The sequence below is a fragment of the Pseudomonas sp. PB3P13 genome, from assembly GCF_054897735.1.
The window spans coordinates 238,117-257,919 of the sequence record NZ_CM142702.1; the positions used below are offsets into that span (position 1 = coordinate 238,117).

Here is a 19,803-nt window from a genome sequence, read left to right on the forward strand (position 1 = left end):
CTGCATTGCCGAACACCGATGGCTAAGGATTGCGCTTATGAACGCCTACCAGACGATTGACCAGGTCGCCAGGCGCACCGGCCTCACGGCCTATACCCTGCGCTACTACGAACGCATCGGCCTGTTGGCACCTGTCGCCCGTACGGCCGGCGGGCAACGGCTTTATGCGCCGACTGATATGGCGTGGCTGGAGTTTCTGCTGCGTTTACGCACCACTCACATGACCATCGGCAAAATGCAAACATTCGCCAGGCTGCGCAGCGCCGGGGATTCAACGGTTACCGAACGCCGCCAGATGCTGGAAAGTCATTTACAGGATGTACAGGCCGAAGTTGCTGCCATGCAAAAGGCCGTTGCTGCACTGCAAGACAAGATTGACCACTACCGTGTGCTTGAGGCCAAGAAGACCGTTGAACCAGCGGTAGAACCCTGACAAGGTCGACGGTCCCTCGCTCTTAGAGCTTCATCCCCACCGCCAGTCGGTTGAAGGCATTCATCAAGGACACGGCCAATGTCAGATCGGAAATCTCGACGTCTGAGAAGTGCGCTTTCAGAGGAGCGTATAACTCGTCTGGCGCGCCCTTCTCGCTGACATGGGTGAGTGCCTCGGCCCATGCCAGGGCAGCGCACTCGCGCTCGTTGAACATTTCGCTGACTCGCCAGCCTGCGAGGCAATCCAGCTTTTCCTGCGCCACCTCACACTCGCGCAGGGTCTGTGAATGCTTGCCCAGGCAGAACGAGCAGCCGTTGATCTGCGAGACACGCAAATACACCATTTCAAGTAATGGCAAACCCAGCCGGCTCGCGGCCAGCGCGGTATTGGTGGCGAGCAGGCCTTGATAGGCGGCAGGCGACAGAGACGCAAATGGCAGTCTGAGTTGGCTCATGGTGAAACTCCGGTGTAGAAAAAAGTGATCAAGCGCAAACGAGGTTGTTGAACAGTGGCTCCCGTGACAGTGCGGTCCGGGCCTCTTCGATCGTTGCACGGACAGCCTCTTCACCGAACACCAATCCCTGTAGATAAGTGAACTGCAGGTCGAACAGGCCGAGGGTGTTAAGCACCTGGCGCAGGTAAGGCGTTAGAAAATCCGGCTGGCGTGCCCGTTCGCCCTGATGAAAGCCGCCGGAACCCACCAATACCCGCACCGGGCGGTCCTTCAGTAGACCGACCTTGCCCTCCGGCCTGGAACTGAACGTCCGGTGAATGCGCAGGACATAGTCGATCCAGAGCTTGAGCGCGGCCGGAAGCGTGAAGTTGTGCATAGGAGTCGCAATGATCAGGGCATCGCTGTGCTCCAGCTCGCCGATCAGCCCTTCAGACACCTCGAACGGCGGTGCGTCGAATGGCGTGGCGATGGTCAGGCCGTGGGCGTAGTCCATGCTCAGCGGTGGCAAAGGATTCGTACCCAGGTCGCGTTCAATCAGTTCGAGGTTCGGATAGCGTTGGCGCAGGGATGTCACCAGTTCCAGGGCTAACTGGTTCGCATGGGAAACCTGCCCATGCGGGCTGGCGTTGATCAACAGGACATTGTTCATGCCAATTCCCCACCCCGAAGTCTCTGGGTGAAGTGCATGCCACGGGCCAGCAACCCCTGACGAAAATAGAATCGTTGCGCCAAGGGCATATGCAGGCCGGTATCCAGAACAAAGTGATCACATTGTCGCTGCGCGGCTTCATGACGCACTGCGGTCAACAGCCGCGCGCCCAAGCCGCTGCGCTGAAGATCTGGGCTGACGACCAGGTCATCGACGTAGATGAAACGCCCGTAGAGCAGGTTTTCCAGCTCGCGGTAACCCGCCAGGCCGACGATGCGCTCGCCGTCCCACGCTGCGAGTAACCGATAGCCCTGCTCGGCCTGCCGAGCCACCTGCGCTACATAGGCAGCGGGGGTGGCGATGTGCGGCCGCAAGACACGCATCAGGTCGAAACTGAGCCCAACGGCTTCCTCGTTATCGAGGTGTTTAAGTGTGTAAGGCATGTTTGTCGTCCACTGAAAAGAGATGACCCACTTTAGAGCGGCGATGACTTAAGCTACAGGACCAAAAGTTGCGTAAACGACCAGGCCATGATGGTTCCTTTCGAAGTAGACCGCCTCCAGTCTGCGCCGATCTATCGCCAGCTTTATCAGAGGTTTCGTGAGTCCATTGCTGATGGACGCCTGAGCCCGGGAGATCGGGTGCCTGCCGTTCGCGCGCTGGCGGCGGAACTAAACCTGGCGCGCGGAACCGTGGAAGCGGCCTATCAGTTGCTGATCGGCGAGGGTTATTTGATTGCACGCGGGGCAGCCGGGACGATTGTGACACCGCACCTGACGCTTGTATCTTCGTCCATACATCGCGCTCCAGCGGCTTGCGCGACGTACCAAGCCACCCATTTCGGAACGCTGCCGCTAGCGCTGCAAATGGGTCTTCCCGCGCTGGATGCCTTTCCACGCAAACTCTGGACAAGACTGGCAGGCCGTCAACTGCGACAGACAGGCCTGGAAGGCCTTATCTACCCGGACTCGCGAGGCTATGCACCGTTGCGCGCAGCGATCGCGTCCTACTTGGGGATTTCCAGGGGTATCGCCTGCCACCCCGATCAGATTTTCGTGTGCGCAGGCTATCGGGCCTGCCTCGACCTGATCAGCCACACGTTGATGCGCCCGGGCGAAAAATGCTGGATGGAAGAACCCGGCTACTTCATGGCCAGGAATGCCTTGTTGGAAGCGGGCACACAGTTGGTGCCCGTTCCAGTGGACGATCAAGGCATGGACGTCGCGCAAGGCATCGCCCGCGCTCCGGATGCGCGTTTCGCCGTGGTCACGCCGACCCACCAAAGCCCTCTGGGCGTGTCGCTGTCACTGCCACGCCGGTTGGCACTGCTGGACTGGGCAAACCGCCAAGGGAGCTGGATCATTGAGGATGATTACGACAGTGAATACCGCTACCAGGGCAAACCCTTGCCAGCCCTCAAAAGCCTCGACCATCAGGGCAGAGTGCTTTATACCGGCACGTTCAGCAAAGTTCTCTTCCCAGGGCTGCGACTGGCTTATCTGGTGGTGCCCGCCGAACAGACTCAAGCATTCGCTCGCCAAGCGGATCGTCTGCATAATCACTGCCCTTACCTTCTTCAAGCGACCGTCAGCGCATTCCTGAACAAGGGTCACTTCGCGCGCCATTTAAAGAAAATGCGCAGCCTCTACGCCCACCGCCGTCAATGGCTGGTCGAAGCGTTGCATCAACAGTTCGCCGATCGCCTGCAGATAAACCCTCAAGCAGGTGGCATGCACTTGGTCGCCGGCCTTACTGAAGGGGACGATATCGCGTTCGCCCAGCGTGCCCGGACCGTAGGCATCGCCGTCGAACCGCTGTCACAGTGGTACCTGGAAGCCAACCCTGCGCATGGTCTGCTTCTCGGCTTCACTAACATCGCCAGTGCCGAACAGGCGTCGACGGTGGCGCTTCGATTGGCTCAAGTCTGGAACACTTGAGGTCAGCCCGATTCGACGCGGTTTCTGCCGGCGTGTTTCGCTCGATAAAGGGCCTGATCGGCTCTTTTGAGCACAACATCACTGTGTTCCCCCGGCTTGAAAGCGGTTAATCCCATCGAGAGGGTGATAGTGACTGGCTCACCCTTGAAGTGGAAAGGGCAGGCTTCAATCGAGGCTCGCAGATTTTCGAGAAGCTTCACGCCCGTGGCCGGAACGGTTGCAGGCAACAGCAGGACAAATTCTTCTCCGCCGAAACGCGCAATGAAGTCCGTCGCGCGCAGGCGTTTGCGCAACACGCTGGCAATGATCTTCAACACCTTGTCGCCGGCAAGATGGCCGTAGTTGTCGTTGATGCGCTTGAAGTGGTCGAGGTCGAGTATGGCCAGCAGAAGCGTGTTGCCGTGTTGCTGCCATTGACTGATTTCCTGCTCGAGCCGCTCGCCCCAGGCGGCGCGGTTAGGCAACCCGGTCAGGGGGTCGATCAAGGCTTTTTGACGCTGTTCTTCGAGGTGCTCGCGGTAACCCATGGCTTCGTGCTCCATATGGGCGACGCGCTCGGCAAGCCCTTGCAGACGGGCCGCCACTTCCTGCTCGCGCTCGTCGCGTTGCTGGCGGTGTTGGTCCATCGTGCCGAGCAAGCCTTCCAGATGATTCTCCAGCACATGCTTGAGTCCTTCCAGATCGGCGGCCTCCTGCATGCTGCTTTGCAGTCCGTCGACCTGTTCACGAATCTGCGTGTCCATCTGGCGCGCCGCAGAGCGGCTGTCCGCATGGCCATCGCTGGCGGCTCGCAGGTTGCTCTGGAAGGCTTCCAGACGTTCGTTGAGTTGTTGCAGATACGCTTCGAATTCATGCTGGCCGCTGTCGGTAATGGCAAGCATCAGGGTGGCCAGATCGTCGAGAATCGGCAGCAGTTCGTACCAGTTCAGGCCGTTTTGCAAGCGATCGCGCATGGCTTCGGCTTGCGGCCGGTGCCGTTCCGGCAGCGACAGATCGTCGAGCAAACCAAGCAACGTCTCTTCAATGTGTTTGGCGACCGAACTGTAAGACGGCTCGGGCGAATCCGGCAGTGCGTAGAGAATGTCCTGTTCCGCCTGCTCTGGATCGATGGCCGCCAGCGCTTGGGCCATGGCCGGTGGCAGGGGTAAGCGGTCGAGATACAGCGCCACCGCCAGTTCGTCTGGATTGTCGCTTGGCAGGACTTGCAGCGGCGGGGCGATGTCCGCAGGTACTGTTGGAGCCCTATCGGGTTGGCGCTGGTTTTGCGCGGTATGTGCCGGTTGCAGCTCTTCGACAGCGGGGGCGAACGCGGCGGTTTCGACGGGCGCAGGTGTACCAGGTGCCACTGATTCGACGAAGGCGGCCACAACCGGCAGTGCCAGGGGTTTATCGGTGGAATCGGCAGGTTCAACGAGTGCTGGCGATGGTTGCGGAGCCGGGGCGTCGATCGCTTCAACAGGCAGAGGCTCAGGAGCCAAGCTGGTAGCGAGGGCCGTCTGCGGCGCCATTTCATCCGCATCCCGACTGCCGAACAATCGCTGCAATAAACCCGGGCGCTCGGGTTCTGCGGGGGGCTCCACCCGACTCAACGCCTTGCCCTGCAAGCCGCTGAGTTCGCTGAGCAATAGCGGAATCTCGCGGGCGTGGCTGACGCGTTCGTCCAGTTGCTTGGCGAAACTTTTCAGGGGCCGGCTGACTTCGCGGGGCAACGGTAACGTCTGCAACTGCGTTACCAGCGCAGACAGCGCGGCGCTGGTCTGACTGACGCGGGTTTCGCGACGTTGTTCGGAATCGAGGACGGCTTTTTCCAGCCGGGGGAGCAGGGCGGCCAGGCCGGCGTCCATGTCATCGGTGCGGATGACGTCGCGCATTTCCTTCATGCATTGATCGACTGCGCGGTCCGTGCCTTCGGCTGCGAGGGTGCTGCGAACCAGCCCGCGACGCAACAGGTCGAGCCGAACCTCCCAGCGCCGCTCAAGCTTTTCCTGTTGTTCGATGCTTTTGAGGTATTTCTCTTTCCAGCGCTGTGCTTCGTCGCTCATTCAAGGGTTCCGCGATGGGCAGGACTCAACGCGGGGAATGCATCAGCCGTGAGCGAACCCGGCAGACGAATCTCTACCGCGACCGGCAGGTGATCGGAAATGGGATGTGCGAGCACTTCGACCTTTTCAAGGGTCAGCGTCGGGCTCAGCAGAATATGGTCCAGGCAGCGCTGCGGACGCCAGCTGGGGAAGGTGGCCTCCAGTTGTGGTGCGATCAGGCCAAGGTCACGCAACGGCGAATTTTGCAGCAGATCACTGGCGTGGGTGTTCATGTCACCCATCAACACCTGATGCCTGTAACCGCTGATCAACTCGCGGATATACGCCAGCTGCATGCTGCGCGTACGTGCGCCAAGTGCAAGGTGCATCATGACCACCACCAGCGCTTCCGGGCCTTCGCCGAATCGCACCAGAATGGCCCCGCGACCTTTTGGCCCCGGTAGCGGATGATCTTCGATCGCCCACGGACGCAGGCGGCTCAGCACGCCATTACTGTGCTGGCCGAGACGTCCGAGATTGCGATTGAGTTGTTGATACCAGTAAGGGAAGGCGCCCAATTGGGCCAGATGCTCGACCTGGTTGACGTAGCCTGATCGCAGGCTGCCGCCATCGGCCTCCTGCAAGGCGACCAGATCGAAGTCGCCCAGCAGGTTGCCGATCTTTTGCAGGTTGTCGGCCCGCCCGATGTGCGGCAACAGATGTTGCCAGCCCCGGGTCAGGTAATGCCGATAGCGTTCGGTACTGATGCCCACCTGGATGTTGAAACTGAGCAAACGCAGACGGCTGTCTGCGGGCAGGCCCGTCGATTCCAGATGATGCTCGTTGACCCGTGGATCATGCAGGCCAACGACGCGTTCATTTTTCCAGCGGCGCATGGCGGTCGCCGCGCTTAGTTGGCAGCAGCCTTGGTTGCCGCCCGCTCTTGATCGACCAGTTTGTCGGCCAGCTGCAGGGCTTGTTCGGCGCCGCCGGCGGAGCCGATGTCAAAACGGTATTTACCGTTGACGACCATGGTAGGCACACCGGTGACCTGGTATTTCTTGGCCAGTTCGCGAGCTTGAACAACCTGGCCCTTGATGGCGAAGGAGTTGAACGTGGCGAGGAATTTGTCCTTGTCTACGCCTTGAGTGGCGAGAAATTCAGCCATTTCTTCCGCGGTGGCCAGTTTTTTGTGTTCTTCCTGAATTGCCTTGAATACCGCAGCGTGAACGTTGTGTTCTACACCCATCGATTCAAGAGTCAGGAACATTTGCCCGTGGGCGTCCCATGGGCCGCCGAACATGGCCGGGATACGGCGAAAATTCACGTCTGCGGGCAGTTTTTCGACCCAGGGATTGATCACTGGCTCGAATTTGTAGCAATGCGGGCAGCCATACCAGAACAGCTCCACGACTTCGATCTTGCCTGGCACTGCAACCGGAACCGGGTTGGTCAGTTCAACGTAAGGTGCAGCGGGTGCTTCGGCGGCTTGGGCAGTCATGCCGAACAGGCTGGCAGCGACGAGTGCGGCGCTGATGATCAGATTACGCATGCTTTACTCCTGGACAATGGGGTCGCCTCGCGCGACCTGTTTTCAGACAGGTCATGGCGGGCTTGAGTTCTGTAGTGTAACGGCAGCGGCCACAAAAAAGGGCAGCCTGAGCCACCCTTTTTATACTTGCTGCGACGGATTAATCGAGCGTTAACGTTGCAGCAGGTGTACCTCCCGCTTGACGCTCGATTGCCAGTCCTAGTGCAGGCCCTGAATGTAGCTGGACACCGCAGCGATATCTTCGTCGCTCAGGCGCTTGGCGATGGTCTGCATGGTTTTGGTATCGCCGTCGTTGTTACGACCGCCTTCTTCCTTGCGGAAGTCGGTCAGTTGCTTGGCGATGTACTGGGCATGCTGGCCGCCCAGGTGCGGGAAGCCTGCCGGAGCGTTGCCTTCGCCTTTTGGCGAGTGGCAACCGGTGCAGGCTGGCAGACCCTTGGCCAGGTCCCCACCGCGGAACAATGCTTCACCCCGAGCCACGATTTTCGGGTCGGCGGCGCCAACGCTGCCTTTCTGGCTGGCGAAGTAGGCAGACATATCCGCCAGGTCCTGATCGCTCATGTTGGTCAGCAGGCCGGTCATTTCAAGGACCACACGTTTGCCCGACTTGATGTCATGCAGCTGCTTGTTCAGATAACGCTCGCCCTGGCCTGCCAGTTTCGGAAAGTTAGGCGCCATGCTATTGCCATCCGGGCCATGACAGGCGCCACATACTGCGGCTTTCGCCTGGCCAGCAGTTGCATCACCTGCAGCATGGGCTACGCCCGAGATCCCCACGGTCAACAGCAGACTCACGATCAATTTGTTCATCAGCTAATCCAACTACGGCTAAGGGTTAAAGAGTTATGGACCGGGATCACTCGCTCATCCACTGGATGATGGCCTGGTAATCCTCGGCACTGCAGTCCATGCACAAACCACGCGGCGGCATCGCCTTGAAACCCTGGGTCACGTGTTGCACCAGCGTCTCCATACCTTTCGCCAGTCTTGGCGTCCAGGCTTCCCGGTCGCCCTTTTTCGGCGCCATGGGTAGTTGGCCGGAATGACAGGCACCACAAACACGGTTGTACACAGCTTCCGGATCCTGTGTAGCCTGAGCGCTGTAAAGCGGCATCAAGACACCGGCAGCTAGCAGCCATTTCGTCATAAAACGACCTTTTCAGGGTTGAGAGCGTTCTGCGTTCTAATGCGCAATCAAGGTCAATCGCTCTCGTGAACCTCATCCTACGCTGGGACAAAGCGCACACAAAATCTGCGGCATTATATACTGGCGTCACTGAAACGGAAACGACACCGCTTGCTGCGTCCATTCCCGGCGCCGCCCACATCGGAAATCCCATGCAACTCAAGAATCCCATCCTCGGCCTGTGCCAACAGTCCACCTTCATGCTCAGTGCTGCCAAAGTCGATCAATGCCCCGACGACGAAGGCTTTGAAGTGGCTTTCGCCGGCCGTTCCAATGCTGGTAAATCCAGCGCTTTGAACACCCTGACCCACGCCAGCCTGGCGCGGACCTCGAAAACCCCGGGCCGCACGCAGCTCTTGAACTTCTTCAAGCTAGACGATGATCGTCGTCTGGTCGACCTGCCGGGTTACGGTTACGCGAAAGTACCTATTCCGTTGAAGTTGCACTGGCAGCGTCACCTGGAAGCATATCTGGGTGGGCGCGAGAGTCTGAAAGGGCTGATCCTGATGATGGACATCCGTCATCCAATGACCGATTTCGACCTGCTGATGCTTGATTGGGCGGTCGCCAGCGGCATGCCGATGCACATTCTGCTGACCAAAGCGGACAAGCTGACCTACGGCGCAGCAAAAAACGTGCTGCTCAAGGTTCAGGCCGAGATCCGTAAAGGTTGGGGCGATGCGATCAGCATCCAGCTGTTCTCGGCGCCAAAACGCTTGGGCCTGGAAGATGCCTACACGGTACTGGCAGGCTGGATGGCGTTGGCGGATAAAGGCGCGGAGCCCGTTGAACAGTAAATCGCAGGCAAAAAAAACCCCGGACTTCTTGTGGGGAGGGGGAAGTTCCGGGGCTCAAACTCCGGACCGCTAGGGCGGGGTCCGGATATCTGCCAACACTTAACACAACATAGGAGCATAGAACGGCTTCACCAGCCATTCAGTTGCTATGAGTAGGGGTTCACAGGTTTAGTTCCTCGGCGGATCCAAAACCATTTGAAATAAAACGGATCGACTCCTGAGTTGGTCGTATCCCTGTGGGAGCGAGCTTGCTCGTGATGTTTCAAAACGACAATGCTGAAATCCCTGACCCTCGGCAGGGTTCTCTCATTAATCGCGAGCAAGCTCGGCCCCACAAGGGGCTAGTGAGCCTCATCCCAGTTGTTGCCCACGCCCACGTCGACCAGCAGCGGCACATCGAGCTTCGCCGCCTGGCTCATGTACTGACGAATGTCTTCCCGAACCTTGTCGACCAGGTCTTCGCGGACTTCAAGGACCAATTCATCGTGCACCTGCAGGATGACTTTGGCGTCAAGTCCAGATGAAGTCAGCCAGTCATCCACCGCGACCATGGCTTTCTTGATGATGTCCGCCGCTGTGCCTTGCATCGGTGCGTTAATTGCCGTGCGTTCGGCGCCTTTGCGCAATGCCGGGTTCTTCGCATTGATTTCCGGCAGGTACAGGCGGCGACCGAAGATGGTTTCAACGAAACCCTGCTCGGCCGCTTGCGCGCGGGTGCGCTCCATATATTCCAGCACGCCCGGATAGCGAGCAAAGTAACGGTCGATATACGCCTGGGATTGCTTGCGATCCACACCAATCTGCTTGGCCAGACCAAAAGCGCTCATGCCGTAGATCAAACCGAAGTTGATCGCCTTGGCACTGCGGCGCTGATCCGTGGTGACATCCGCCAGCTCAACCCCGAACACCTCTGCGGCGGTGGCGCGATGCACATCGAGGTCGTTACGGAAGGCGTGCAGCAAACCTTCGTCCTTGGCCAGGTGTGCCATGATCCGCAGTTCGATCTGCGAATAGTCGGCGGCCAACAGTTTGTAGCCTTTTGGCGCGACGAACGCCTGACGAATCCGGCGGCCTTCAGCGGTGCGGATAGGGATGTTCTGCAGGTTGGGATCGATCGACGACAAGCGCCCCGTGGCGGCGACGGCCTGTTGATAAGTCGTGTGGATACGGCCGGTGCGGGTGTTGATCTGTTCTGGCAGGCGGTCGGTGTACGTGCTTTTCAGCTTGCTCAGCGAACGGTACTGCATCAGCACTTTTGGCAGCGGATAATCCTGCTCGGCCAACTCGGCCAACACCGCTTCGGCCGTGGAAGCCTGGCCTTTGGCGGTTTTGCTGAGCACCGGCAAGCCCAGTTTTTCGTAAAGAATCACGCCCAATTGCTTCGGTGAGCCGAGGTTGAATTCCTCGCCGGCGATGGCGAACGCCTCGCGCTCGAGCGCCACCAGTTTCTCGCCCAATTCGACGCTCTGGATGCCCAGCAGGTTGGCATCGACCAGCGCACCCTGGCGTTCGATTCGCGCCAGTACAGGCATCAATGGCATTTCGATTTCGTTGAGCACGTTGGCAAGGCTCGGCGTGGCCGCGAGTTTTTCCTGCAAGGCCAGATGCAGACGGAAGGTGACATCGGCATCTTCAGCCGCGTAAGGACCGGCCAGTTCCAGGGAAATCTGGTCGAAGCTCAGCTGTTTAACACCCTTGCCGGCGATGTCCTGAAGGTCGGTTTTGCTCTGGCCCAGGTATTTCAGTGCCAGGCTGTCCATGTCGTGCCGCGTAGCGGTCGAGTCGAGTACGTAGGACTCGAGCATCGTGTCGTATGCAATGCCCTGAACAATGATCCCGTTGCCCTGATCACCGCCGATCGCGCAGTTGGCGAGGATGTTGATTTCGAATTTGGCGTGCTGGCCGACTTTCAGCTTCTGCGGGTTTTCCAGCAGCGGTTTGAGGGCCCGCAGCACGCTGTCACGGTCCAGTTGATCCGGCACGCCCATATAGGAATGCGTCAGCGGAATGTAGGCGGCTTCGTTGGCTGCAACGGAAAACGCCAGCCCCACCAATTGCGCGTGTTGCGCATCGATACCGTTGGTTTCGGTGACGATGGCGATCAGCGGCGCCTTGTCGAGCTTGTTCAGCCAGACGTCGAAGCGCGCTTGATCGAGGATGGTTTCGTAGCGGGTTTCGACAGCGTCCGCCGGTTGCGCCTCCGCGACCTCGACAATTTCCTGACCGGAGCGTTTGGCGTCGCGCTGGTTCTCGTCGGACCAGCTCTTGAATTCCAGCAGCGCGTAGAGCTCGGCGAGTTTGTCGTGATCCGGTTGACCCATCTGCAGGTCATCGAGGCCGATATCCAGCGGCACGTCGATTTTGATCGTCGCCAGTTGATAGGACAGGAAGGCCATCTCCCGGTGTTCTTCAAGCTTGGCCGGCAGGGTTTTCGCGCCACGAATAGGCAGCGTCGGTACTCTATCGAGCTGCGCATACAGCTCTTTCAAGCCACCGTTGACGCCCATCAGCAGGCCGGACGCGGTCTTTGGCCCGATGCCTGGAACGCCCGGGATGTTGTCGGAAGAATCGCCCATCAGCGCCAGATAATCGATGATCTGCTCGGGAGCGACGCCGAATTTCTCTTTCACGCCTTCGACGTCCAGCGCGCTACCGGTCATGGTGTTGACCAAGGTAATGTGCCCGTCGACCAGTTGCGCCATGTCTTTGTCGCCCGTGGAGATAACCACCGGACGGTCGGACGCCGCGCTGCTGCGGGCCAGGGTGCCGATCACATCATCGGCCTCGACGCCATCGACGCACAGCAGCGGGAAGCCCAAGGCCTTCACGCTCTGGTGCAGCGGCTCGATCTGGACGCGCATGTCGTCGGGCATGCTCGGACGGTTGGCTTTGTATTGGGCGTACATGTCATCGCGAAATGTCCCACCCTTGGCGTCGAACACCACGGCGAACGGGCTGTCGGGGTACTGCTTGCGCAGACTCTTGAGCATGTTCAACACGCCCTTGACCGCACCGGTCGGCAGGCCTCGGGATGTGGTCAGCGGTGGCAGCGCATGAAAGGCGCGATAGAGGTAAGAAGAACCGTCCACCAGGACGAGGGGGGCTTGGCTCATGAGCACGATCAACCTTTTCGGCGGGTCCGGCGCTAGAATAGCGGGACCGTTGACGACAAAGGGACAAGGTTATCATGCGCACACTGAATCGCTTGCTGCTGGCTGGCTTGTTTGCAATCGCACCGCTGGCTGTCATGGCTGCCGACGATGCGCCGACATCCGATCCTGACGTCACGATCCGCACGGAAGGGGACAAGGTTATTGAGGAATACCGCCAAAACGGTTTCCTGTATGCGATCAAGGTCACACCCAAAGGGGCACCGTCATACTTTCTGGTGCGTGCAGACGGAACCGATGCAAACTTCATCCGCTCGGACCAGCCGGATATGCTGATTCCGTCGTGGAAGATTTTCGAGTGGAAATAGTTTCTTAATTTAAACCGGCGCTGGCTCAAACAGCGGCGCCCGTACTGGCAGTTCAATCATGTCTGTGTTCACCCCGCTGGCTCGGCCCGAGCTGGAAACCTTTCTCGTCCCTTACGGGCTCGGCCGCCTGCTTGATTTTCAGGGTATAGCTGCCGGTAGCGAAAACACCAATTTTTTCATCAGCTTGGAGCAAGGCGAATTCGTCCTGACGCTGGTGGAACGCGGGCCGGTGCAGGAGATGCCATTCTTCATCGAGCTGCTCGACGTGCTGCACGGCGCCGACTTGCCGGTGCCTTACGCGTTGCGCACCACCGACGGCGTTGCCTTGCGCGAGTTGGCCGGCAAGCCTGCCCTGTTGCAGCCGCGCCTGGCCGGCAAGCACATCAAGCAGGCCAACGCGCAGCATTGTGCTCAGGTCGGCGAGTTACTGGGTCATTTGCATCTGGCGACCCGCGACAACATGATCAAGCGCAAAACCGATCGCGGGCTGGACTGGATGGAGGAAGAGGGCACGCAACTGCTGTCGCACCTCAATGATGAGCAGCGAGGCCTGCTGCAGCGTGCGCTGGAAGAAATCGCCCAGCAGAAAGCGAAAATACTGGGATTGCCACGCGCCAATATTCACGCCGATTTGTTCCGCGACAACGCAATGTTCGAAGGCACGCACCTGACCGGTTTGATCGATTTCTACAATGCCTGCTCGGGTCCGATGTTGTACGACGTGGCCATTGCGTTGAATGACTGGTGTTCGGACGATGACGGCGTCATCGACGGGCCGCGAGCGAGGGCATTGCTGGGGGCGTACGCTTCACTGCGTCCGTTCACGGCGGCCGAGGCCGAGTCGTGGCCGACCATGCTGCGCGTAGCCTGCGTGCGATTCTGGTTGTCGCGATTGATTGCGGCGCAATCTTTCGCCGGCCAGGACGTGTTGATTCATGACCCGATGGAATTTCAGCGGCGTCTGGCGCAGCGGCAGAAAGTCAGCACACCGCTGCCGTTTGCCCTTTGAATTGTGGCGAGGGGGCTTGGCGAAACGTCGCACCGCCCCGTTGGGATGCGGAGCAACCCCAAATAGTGCCCAATGGTTCTGCTTGGAAGTATTGGAAAACTTAAAGCGACTCCAGGCACCCCGCCAGATCGTTGCCCAACTTCTCCAGCAGCTGCTCATACCCCTGAGCAGTCGCCGGCGTGTATCCGCCGAGTGCGTCCAGCTCCGCCAGTTTCACCGGTAAACCTGCCACCAGCGTTTCCGCCAGCCGCGGACGCAGAGGCGGTTCACTGAACACACACGTCTTGCCCACTTCCTGCAATCGCGTACGCATCGCCGCTACATGCTGGGCGCCAGGTTGAACCTCTGCGGCCACGCTGAATACGCCAGCGTGCTTGAGCCCGTAAGCTTCCTCGAAGTAATCGAACGCTTCATGGAAGACGAAATACGGCTTGCCGGCTATCCCCGCCAGACGCGCCTTCAAACGCAGATCCAGAGCATCCAGGCGCTCACCGAATGCTTTCAGGTTGCTTTGATACCGTGCCGCGTTGGCGGGATCGGCGGCACTGAGGTCAGCGGCCATCTTTGCGGCGATCACTCGAGCGTTGACGGGTGATAACCACAAATGCGAGTCCAGGCTGCCGGGGCGGTGGTCGTGATCGTGGTCGTCCGCTTCTTCAGTGTGGGAGTGACTGTCTTCGGCGAAACGGCGCAGTTTCATCCCGGGAAGGGTCTGCACTGCCACGCTTGGCGATGTACGGCCGTTCAACACTCGCGGCATGAAGCCTTCCATGTCCGGGCCAATCCAGTACAGCAGATCGACCGATTGCACCTTCCGTACGTCGGAAGGGCGCAACGCGTAATTATGCGGCGATGCACCGGGCGGCAGCAGCACTTGCGGTATCGCCACACCGTCCTGCACGGCCGCAGCAATCAGCTGCAGCGGCTTGATGCTGGTCAGCACCTTCACGTCGGCATGGGCCGAACCGATCAACAGGAAACTTGCGAGAAAAGCGACAAAGACAGAAAAAAGTCGGGACACGATGACCACTCGAAGAGGCGAGAACGGGTAACATAATAACGTCTCTCACAAAACTCGTCGCCGCCCATGCCAAAAACTCCGATAGCCAGCCGTCCCCACGACCATTCTCATTGCGTTCACAGCGCTTTGTCGGAGGCCGATGCCTTGTGCGCCCGTCAAGGCCTGCGCCTGACCGCCCTGCGACGGCGGGTGCTGGAACTGGTCTGGCAAAGTCACAAACCGCTGGGTGCCTACGACATTCTGGCTGTGCTCAGCGAGCAGGACGGGCGCCGCGCCGCCCCACCGACGGTTTACCGTGCGCTGGATTTCCTCCTGGAAAATGGCCTGGTTCATCGGATCTCTTCATTGAATGCCTTCGTTGGTTGCAATCATCCGGAACACGCGCATCAGGGCCAGTTTCTGATTTGCCGCGAATGCCACGCCGCCATTGAGCTGGAACAGAAATCCATCAGCGACGCGATCGTCAGCAGCGCCCTGGATGTCGGCTTCATTGTTGAAAGCCAGACCGTTGAAGTGGTCGGGCTCTGCTCGGGTTGCCAGGGGGCTTGATGAGCAACGCGCTGATCCGTCTCGAGCAGGTCACGGTCACGTTTGCCGGGCAAAACGTGCTGGACAATATTCAGCTGAGTGTCGAGCCCGGGCAGATCGTCACACTGATCGGGCCCAACGGCGCCGGCAAGACCACGCTGGTGCGCGCCGTACTCGGCCTGTTAAAGCCCGACAACGGCAGCGTCTGGCGCAAGCCGAAGCTGCGTGTGGGTTACATGCCGCAAAAACTTCACGTCGATCCGACGTTGCCGCTGTCGGTTTTGCGTTTCCTGCGTCTGGTGCCGGGTGTCGACCGCAATCGCGCCCTGGCAGCGCTCAAGGAAGTCGGCGCCGAGCACGTGATCGACAGCCCGGTGCAAAGTGTTTCCGGCGGAGAAATGCAACGGGTGCTGCTGGCGCGTGCGCTGTTGCGCGAGCCGCAGCTGCTGGTGCTCGATGAGCCTGTGCAAGGTGTGGATGTCGCCGGTCAGGCCGAGCTGTACAGCCTGATCACCCGTTTGCGCGACCGCCACGGCTGTGGCGTATTGATGGTTTCCCACGATTTGCATCTGGTGATGAGCACTACCGATCAGGTGGTCTGCCTCAATCGCCACGTTTGCTGCTCCGGACACCCCGAACAAGTCAGCGGCGATCCGGCTTTCGTCGAGCTGTTCGGAAAGAACGCACAAAGCCTGGCGATTTATCACCACCATCACGATCATGCCCACGATCTGCATGGCTCGGTTGTCACTGCGGCCCCAACGGCCCAACCCCACGTTCACGGAGATGGCTGCAAGCATGGCTGATTTTCTGCTCTACGCCCTGCTTGCAGGTCTGTCTTTGGCGGTGGTCGCGGGCCCGTTGGGATCGTTCGTGGTCTGGCGACGCATGGCTTATTTTGGCGACACCCTTTCGCATGCTGCGTTACTCGGCGTGGCCCTGGGCTTTGTGCTGGACGTCAGCCCGACGGTGGCGGTGACGGTAGGCTGTCTGCTCCTGGCGGTATTGCTGGTGACATTGCAACAGCGCCAGCCGCTGGCGTCTGACACTCTTTTGGGAATTCTCGCACCCAGCACGCTCTCTTTGGGCTTGGTGGTACTAAGCTTCATGCACGAAGTGCGGATCGACCTGATGGCCTATCTGTTCGGCGACCTGCTGGCGATCAGTCCAACCGATCTGGCGTGGATTCTCGGCGGCAGCGCGGCTGTTTTGGGACTCTTGATTGCGTTGTGGCGACCGCTGCTGGCGATCACCGTCCATGAGGAATTGGCCAGAGTAGAAGGCTTGCCGGTGCCGGCGTTGCGCCTGACGCTGATGCTGTTGATCGCGGTGGTGATCGCTGTGGCGATGAAGATCGTTGGGGTATTGCTCATTACTTCACTGTTGATCATCCCGGCGGCTGCGGCACAGCGTCACGCCCGGTCGCCGGAGCAGATGGCCCTGGGCGCGAGCCTGCTGGGCATGCTCGCGGTGTGTGGCGGGTTGGCCCTGTCGTGGTTCAAGGACACTCCGGCGGGCCCATCGATTGTAGTGGTGGCGGCCGCGTTGTTTCTGCTGAGTTTTGTTCTGCCCCGTCGAGGGGTGTAGACTTGCTCGTTTTTTGCGCAAATAGAGAGTCGCAGGAATGAAGCCGTTCGCCTCCCGTTATCTGCTCCTTGTCGCATTTTCTCTGCTGCTGGGTGCATGTCAAAGCACGCCGCCGGCGGCTACCGAAGCCCCCGACGCACGGGCTACGGCTATCGCACAGCTTGAGCAAAGCCTGGCCAGCAGCGAGTTGGCCACCGCCGAAGGGCAACTGGCCGCATTGCAGGCCGAGTCACCGAATGACCAGTCTCTGGAGCAATATCAGCGCCAACTGGCTGAAGCCTATCTGCGGCGTAGCCAGATCGTCCTTCAGAAAGGTGACGTGAACGCGGCCGCCACGGCGTTAAGCCGCGCTCGGGTGTTGATGCCCAAAGCCCCGGCCTTGACTGGCGGAGTCAATGGAGCCATCGCGCAAGCACGCAAGGCCGAGCTGGAAAAGGCTGAAGCTGCCCTTCAGGCGGCCGAAGCCAAACCGCCCGCAAAGGTGATCGATCCAACGGCGGAAAGTACCACGGTGGCTTTGAATCTCACCGATATGGCCAAGCTTCGCCGGCAGTTGGACGCTATTGCCGCCGACGTGGTGAATTATGAGTGTGACGTGAGCATTCAGGCGCCGCGCAACCAGGATTTCCCTTGGTTGACCACGTTGCTGAGCAAGCGTGTGAAAAAACTGGATTCGGAGTTTGAGCTGAATCTTGAGAAACAGTTGTTACGCAATATTCCGGCGCAGGTGGTATTGAGTCCGCGTAAGCCTTGACAACATCGCGAGCAAGCTCGCTCCCACAATTGATCTCAGTCGGTCACAGAATTGTGTGAACCGCAGATTGAAAGTGGGAGGGGGCGTGCCCGCGACAGCGTCCTTGCTATCGCAGCAAAACCTTAAGCCGGAACAGCCTTGGCTTTCGGCTCGCGATCCCAGACCCGATGCTGGGCAATGGCAGCAAAGAACGGTTTGATCAAGCTCGCATCCGTCCCCACCAGCAACCCCGCGTCGACCTCCAGTTTCAGCACATCCAGCAACTGCCTGGCCTCGCCGTGCAGGGCAATTGCTTTCAAGTGCTTGTAGGCTTCGAGCACGTAGTGCAACGCGACACCATCACCGCTCAACGCCTTGATCGACGCTGCGCCACCCGGTACAAACACCGCATCGAACGCAATGGACGGCAGGCCTTCCGTTGACGCATCAACTGCCAGCGATTTGCCGTCAGCGGTGGTCACCGGCGCTGAAGTCGGGCCAAGCAATTTGGCATGCGCGCCTTCCGCTTTAAGCGCCGCTTTCATCGCATCAATTGCCGCACTATCGACACCGTTGGCCGCCAGAATCGCGACTTTTCGGGTCTTGATGTCACCCGGCAGCAGGTTGACCTGGCTCAGCGCCGGCGAACGGTCCAAAGAGGTCTTCGGTACATCGACGGTGCCCGCTTTCGGCGCTGGCAGGCCAAGGTTCTTCGCAACGCGGGCTGCCAGTTCCAGATCGATGTTGGCGAGAATCTCATTCACTTCACGGGCGCGGATGTACTCACGCTCGACTTTGCCCAGCTCGAAGCTGTACGCCGCGATGATGTGCTCCTGCTCGTGTTTGCTCATGCTGTGGAAGAACAGCCGGGCTTGCGAGAAGTGATCGCCGAACGACTCGCTGCGTTGACGAATCTTGTTCGCGTCGATGCGCTCTGGATACGATTCGAAGCCGCCATCCTGTGCAGCAGGCGGGGTCTCTTTCGGCCAGCCACCGTCGATGGAGTTCGGCTCGTAGGAAGCCCGTCCCTTGTCGATGGTGGTGCGATGCAACCCATCCCGCTGACCGTTGTGGAACGGTGCGACTGGGCGGTTGATCGGGATTTCATGGAAGTTCGGCCCACCGAGTCGGCTGATCTGCGTGTCGGTGTAGGAAAACAGTCGACCTTGCAGCAGCGGATCGTTGGAGAAATCGATGCCCGGCACGATATGACCAGGGCAAAAAGCCACTTGCTCGACTTCAGCGAAGAAGTTGTCCGGGTTACGGTTGAGCACCATTTTGCCCAGGGGCGTGATCGGTACGGTTTCTTCGGGAATGATTTTGGTCGGGTCGAGAATGTCGAAATCGAAGGAATGTTCGTTTTCCTCCTCGACGATCTGTACGCCCAGTTCCCATTCCGGATAATCGCCCATCTCGATCGCTTCCCACAGATCGCGACGGTGGTAATCGGTGTCTTTACCGGCCAGTTTCTGAGCTTCATCCCAGACCAGCGAGCAGGTCCCGGCAGACGGGCGCCAGTGGAATTTGACGAAACGGGATTTACCCTCCGCGTTGATGAGGCGGAACGTGTGCACGCCGAAGCCCTGCATGCTGCGCAGGCTTTTCGGGATCGCCCGGTCGGACATCGCCCAGATCACCATGTGCGCCGATTCCGGCACCAGCGAGACAAAATCCCAGAACGTATCGTGAGCCGAGCCGCCGGTGGGGATTTCGTTGTGCGGTTCAGGTTTTACCGCGTGCACGAAGTCGGGAAATTTGATGGCGTCCTGAATGAAGAACACCGGCATGTTGTTGCCGACCAGATCGAAGTTGCCTTCGTCGGTGAAAAATTTCACCGCAAAACCGCGGACGTCGCGCACGGTATCGCCGGAGCCACGCGGGCCCTGCACTGTGGAAAAACGCACGAACACCGGGGTCTGTTTCGCCGGGTCCTGCAGGAAACCGGCCTTGGTCAGTACGGAATGATTGTCGTAGCTCTGAAAATAGCCATGAGCGCCGGTACCGCGAGCATGGACGATGCGCTCAGGAATGCGTTCATGGTCAAAGTGCGTGATTTTTTCACGCATGATGAAGTCTTCCAGCAGCGAAGGGCCGCGAGCGCCCACTTTCAGGGTGTTCTGGTTATCCGCAATCTTCACGCCCTGGTTAGTGCGCAGGGCCTGCTCGGTTGCATCGGAGCGAAATTGTTCCAGGCTTTCCAGCTTGGCATTGGTGTTGCTGCGGTCCAGGGTGTTCGTCCCGGCAAGCGCGCTTGTTGGGGCGGCAGGTTTGTTCGTACTCATCAGTCGTAAACTCCTCGTTGCGATTCCCGTCGTAGCCAGGATGTTTGGGCGTTCCCCAGTCGCGGCACCGGGGGCGTTGCGAGTTGCTTTATTAGTGACTGACGGGCTTTTGCGGCGTTCCTTTTTTCTTACCTTT

Annotated in this window: 20 protein-coding genes; 9 read left to right on the forward strand and 11 right to left on the reverse strand. The window is 59.4% G+C overall.

From position 1 onward, the window contains the following. Nucleotides 1-37: 37 nt before the first annotated feature. On the forward strand, nt 38-433 hold the full coding sequence (locus tag ACYZT1_RS01065) for a MerR family transcriptional regulator (RefSeq protein WP_462017269.1): 396 nt from the start codon (nt 38-40) through the stop codon (nt 431-433). Nucleotides 434-455: 22 nt separating this feature from the next. Here ACYZT1_RS01065 and ACYZT1_RS01070 read toward each other — a convergent pair whose 3' ends face one another. From ACYZT1_RS01070 to ACYZT1_RS01080, 3 genes are read right to left on the reverse strand one after another with little or no spacing between them, the layout of a single operon-like run. After that, the gene (locus ACYZT1_RS01070) at nt 456-887 is read right to left on the reverse strand and encodes a carboxymuconolactone decarboxylase family protein (RefSeq protein WP_462017270.1); all 432 of its coding nucleotides are present in this window, start codon (nt 885-887) and stop codon (nt 456-458) included. 28 nt (nt 888-915) lie between these two features. After that, on the reverse strand, nt 916-1,536 hold the full coding sequence (locus ACYZT1_RS01075; RefSeq protein WP_462017271.1) for an FMN-dependent NADH-azoreductase: 621 nt from the start codon (nt 1,534-1,536) through the stop codon (nt 916-918). Continuing rightward, nucleotides 1,533-1,979, reverse strand: a complete 447-nt coding sequence (locus ACYZT1_RS01080) for a GNAT family N-acetyltransferase (RefSeq protein WP_462017272.1) — start codon at nt 1,977-1,979, stop codon at nt 1,533-1,535. The genes ACYZT1_RS01075 and ACYZT1_RS01080 overlap by 4 nt, the downstream gene beginning before the upstream one ends. Before the next feature lie 87 nt (nt 1,980-2,066). On the opposite strand from ACYZT1_RS01080, the gene pdxR reads away from it, so the two are divergent. Further along, nucleotides 2,067-3,473 (forward strand): MocR-like pyridoxine biosynthesis transcription factor PdxR, encoded by a 1,407-nt coding sequence (gene pdxR, locus ACYZT1_RS01085; protein WP_462017273.1) that lies wholly within the window; start codon nt 2,067-2,069, stop codon nt 3,471-3,473. A gap of 2 nt (nt 3,474-3,475) precedes the next feature. On the opposite strand, the gene ACYZT1_RS01090 is transcribed toward pdxR, so the two are convergent. The 5 genes from ACYZT1_RS01090 to ACYZT1_RS01110 form a co-directional block, all read right to left on the reverse strand. Beyond that, complete coding sequence (locus ACYZT1_RS01090) at nt 3,476-5,515, reverse strand: GGDEF domain-containing protein (protein ID WP_462017274.1); 2,040 nt, start codon at nt 5,513-5,515, stop codon at nt 3,476-3,478. Continuing rightward, nucleotides 5,512-6,390, reverse strand: a complete 879-nt coding sequence (locus ACYZT1_RS01095) for an endonuclease/exonuclease/phosphatase family protein (RefSeq protein ID WP_462017275.1) — start codon at nt 6,388-6,390, stop codon at nt 5,512-5,514. Before ACYZT1_RS01095 ends, ACYZT1_RS01090 begins: the two co-directional genes overlap by 4 nt. Before the next feature lie 14 nt (nt 6,391-6,404). After that, nucleotides 6,405-7,046 (reverse strand): thiol:disulfide interchange protein DsbA/DsbL, encoded by a 642-nt coding sequence (locus ACYZT1_RS01100; RefSeq protein WP_462017276.1) that lies wholly within the window; start codon nt 7,044-7,046, stop codon nt 6,405-6,407. 198 nt (nt 7,047-7,244) lie between these two features. Then, nucleotides 7,245-7,856, reverse strand: a complete 612-nt coding sequence (locus tag ACYZT1_RS01105) for a c-type cytochrome (RefSeq protein WP_462017277.1) — start codon at nt 7,854-7,856, stop codon at nt 7,245-7,247. A gap of 46 nt (nt 7,857-7,902) precedes the next feature. Next, complete coding sequence (locus ACYZT1_RS01110) at nt 7,903-8,193, reverse strand: c-type cytochrome (RefSeq protein ID WP_462017278.1); 291 nt, start codon at nt 8,191-8,193, stop codon at nt 7,903-7,905. A gap of 191 nt (nt 8,194-8,384) precedes the next feature. On the opposite strand from ACYZT1_RS01110, the gene yihA reads away from it, so the two are divergent. After that, the gene (gene yihA, locus ACYZT1_RS01115; protein WP_462017279.1) at nt 8,385-9,029 is read left to right on the forward strand and encodes a ribosome biogenesis GTP-binding protein YihA/YsxC; all 645 of its coding nucleotides are present in this window, start codon (nt 8,385-8,387) and stop codon (nt 9,027-9,029) included. A gap of 341 nt (nt 9,030-9,370) precedes the next feature. Here yihA and polA read toward each other — a convergent pair whose 3' ends face one another. Continuing rightward, the gene (gene polA, locus ACYZT1_RS01120) at nt 9,371-12,142 is read right to left on the reverse strand and encodes a DNA polymerase I (protein WP_462017280.1); all 2,772 of its coding nucleotides are present in this window, start codon (nt 12,140-12,142) and stop codon (nt 9,371-9,373) included. 74 nt (nt 12,143-12,216) lie between these two features. On the opposite strand from polA, the gene ACYZT1_RS01125 reads away from it, so the two are divergent. Together ACYZT1_RS01125 and ACYZT1_RS01130 are read left to right on the forward strand one after the other, a co-directional pair. Further along, nucleotides 12,217-12,507 (forward strand): DUF2782 domain-containing protein, encoded by a 291-nt coding sequence (locus tag ACYZT1_RS01125; RefSeq protein ID WP_462017281.1) that lies wholly within the window; start codon nt 12,217-12,219, stop codon nt 12,505-12,507. Nucleotides 12,508-12,565: 58 nt separating this feature from the next. Beyond that, a complete protein-coding gene (locus ACYZT1_RS01130; protein ID WP_462017282.1) occupies nt 12,566-13,516 on the forward strand; it encodes a homoserine kinase in 951 nt (316 codons plus the stop codon). A gap of 100 nt (nt 13,517-13,616) precedes the next feature. On the opposite strand, the gene ACYZT1_RS01135 is transcribed toward ACYZT1_RS01130, so the two are convergent. After that, nucleotides 13,617-14,537: a zinc ABC transporter substrate-binding protein gene (locus ACYZT1_RS01135; protein WP_462017283.1), complete on the reverse strand. Its 921-nt coding sequence runs from the start codon at nt 14,535-14,537 to the stop codon at nt 13,617-13,619. Between the two features lie 66 nt (nt 14,538-14,603). Here ACYZT1_RS01135 and zur point away from each other — a divergent pair, with 66 nt between their 5' ends. Genes zur through ACYZT1_RS01155 form a run of 4 tightly spaced genes read left to right on the forward strand, consistent with a single transcriptional unit; the run spans nt 14,604 to nt 17,406 of the window. Further along, on the forward strand, nt 14,604-15,086 hold the full coding sequence (zur, locus tag ACYZT1_RS01140) for a zinc uptake transcriptional repressor Zur (RefSeq protein ID WP_028619883.1): 483 nt from the start codon (nt 14,604-14,606) through the stop codon (nt 15,084-15,086). Continuing rightward, nucleotides 15,086-15,871 carry a zinc ABC transporter ATP-binding protein ZnuC gene (gene znuC / locus ACYZT1_RS01145; protein ID WP_462017284.1) on the forward strand — a complete coding sequence of 262 codons (786 nt, stop codon included), beginning with the start codon at nt 15,086-15,088 and terminating at the stop codon, nt 15,869-15,871. Before zur ends, znuC begins: the two co-directional genes overlap by 1 nt. After that, entirely contained in the window at nt 15,864-16,652 is a 789-nt protein-coding gene (gene znuB / locus ACYZT1_RS01150) for a zinc ABC transporter permease subunit ZnuB (protein ID WP_462017285.1), read from the forward strand. Before znuC ends, znuB begins: the two co-directional genes overlap by 8 nt. A 37-nt stretch (nt 16,653-16,689) precedes the next feature. Then, entirely contained in the window at nt 16,690-17,406 is a 717-nt protein-coding gene (locus ACYZT1_RS01155; protein ID WP_462017286.1) for a PA5502 family lipoprotein, read from the forward strand. Between the two features lie 122 nt (nt 17,407-17,528). Here ACYZT1_RS01155 and katE read toward each other — a convergent pair whose 3' ends face one another. Next, the gene (gene katE / locus ACYZT1_RS01160; RefSeq protein ID WP_462019324.1) at nt 17,529-19,691 is read right to left on the reverse strand and encodes a catalase HPII; all 2,163 of its coding nucleotides are present in this window, start codon (nt 19,689-19,691) and stop codon (nt 17,529-17,531) included. Nucleotides 19,692-19,803: the final 112 nt, after the last annotated feature.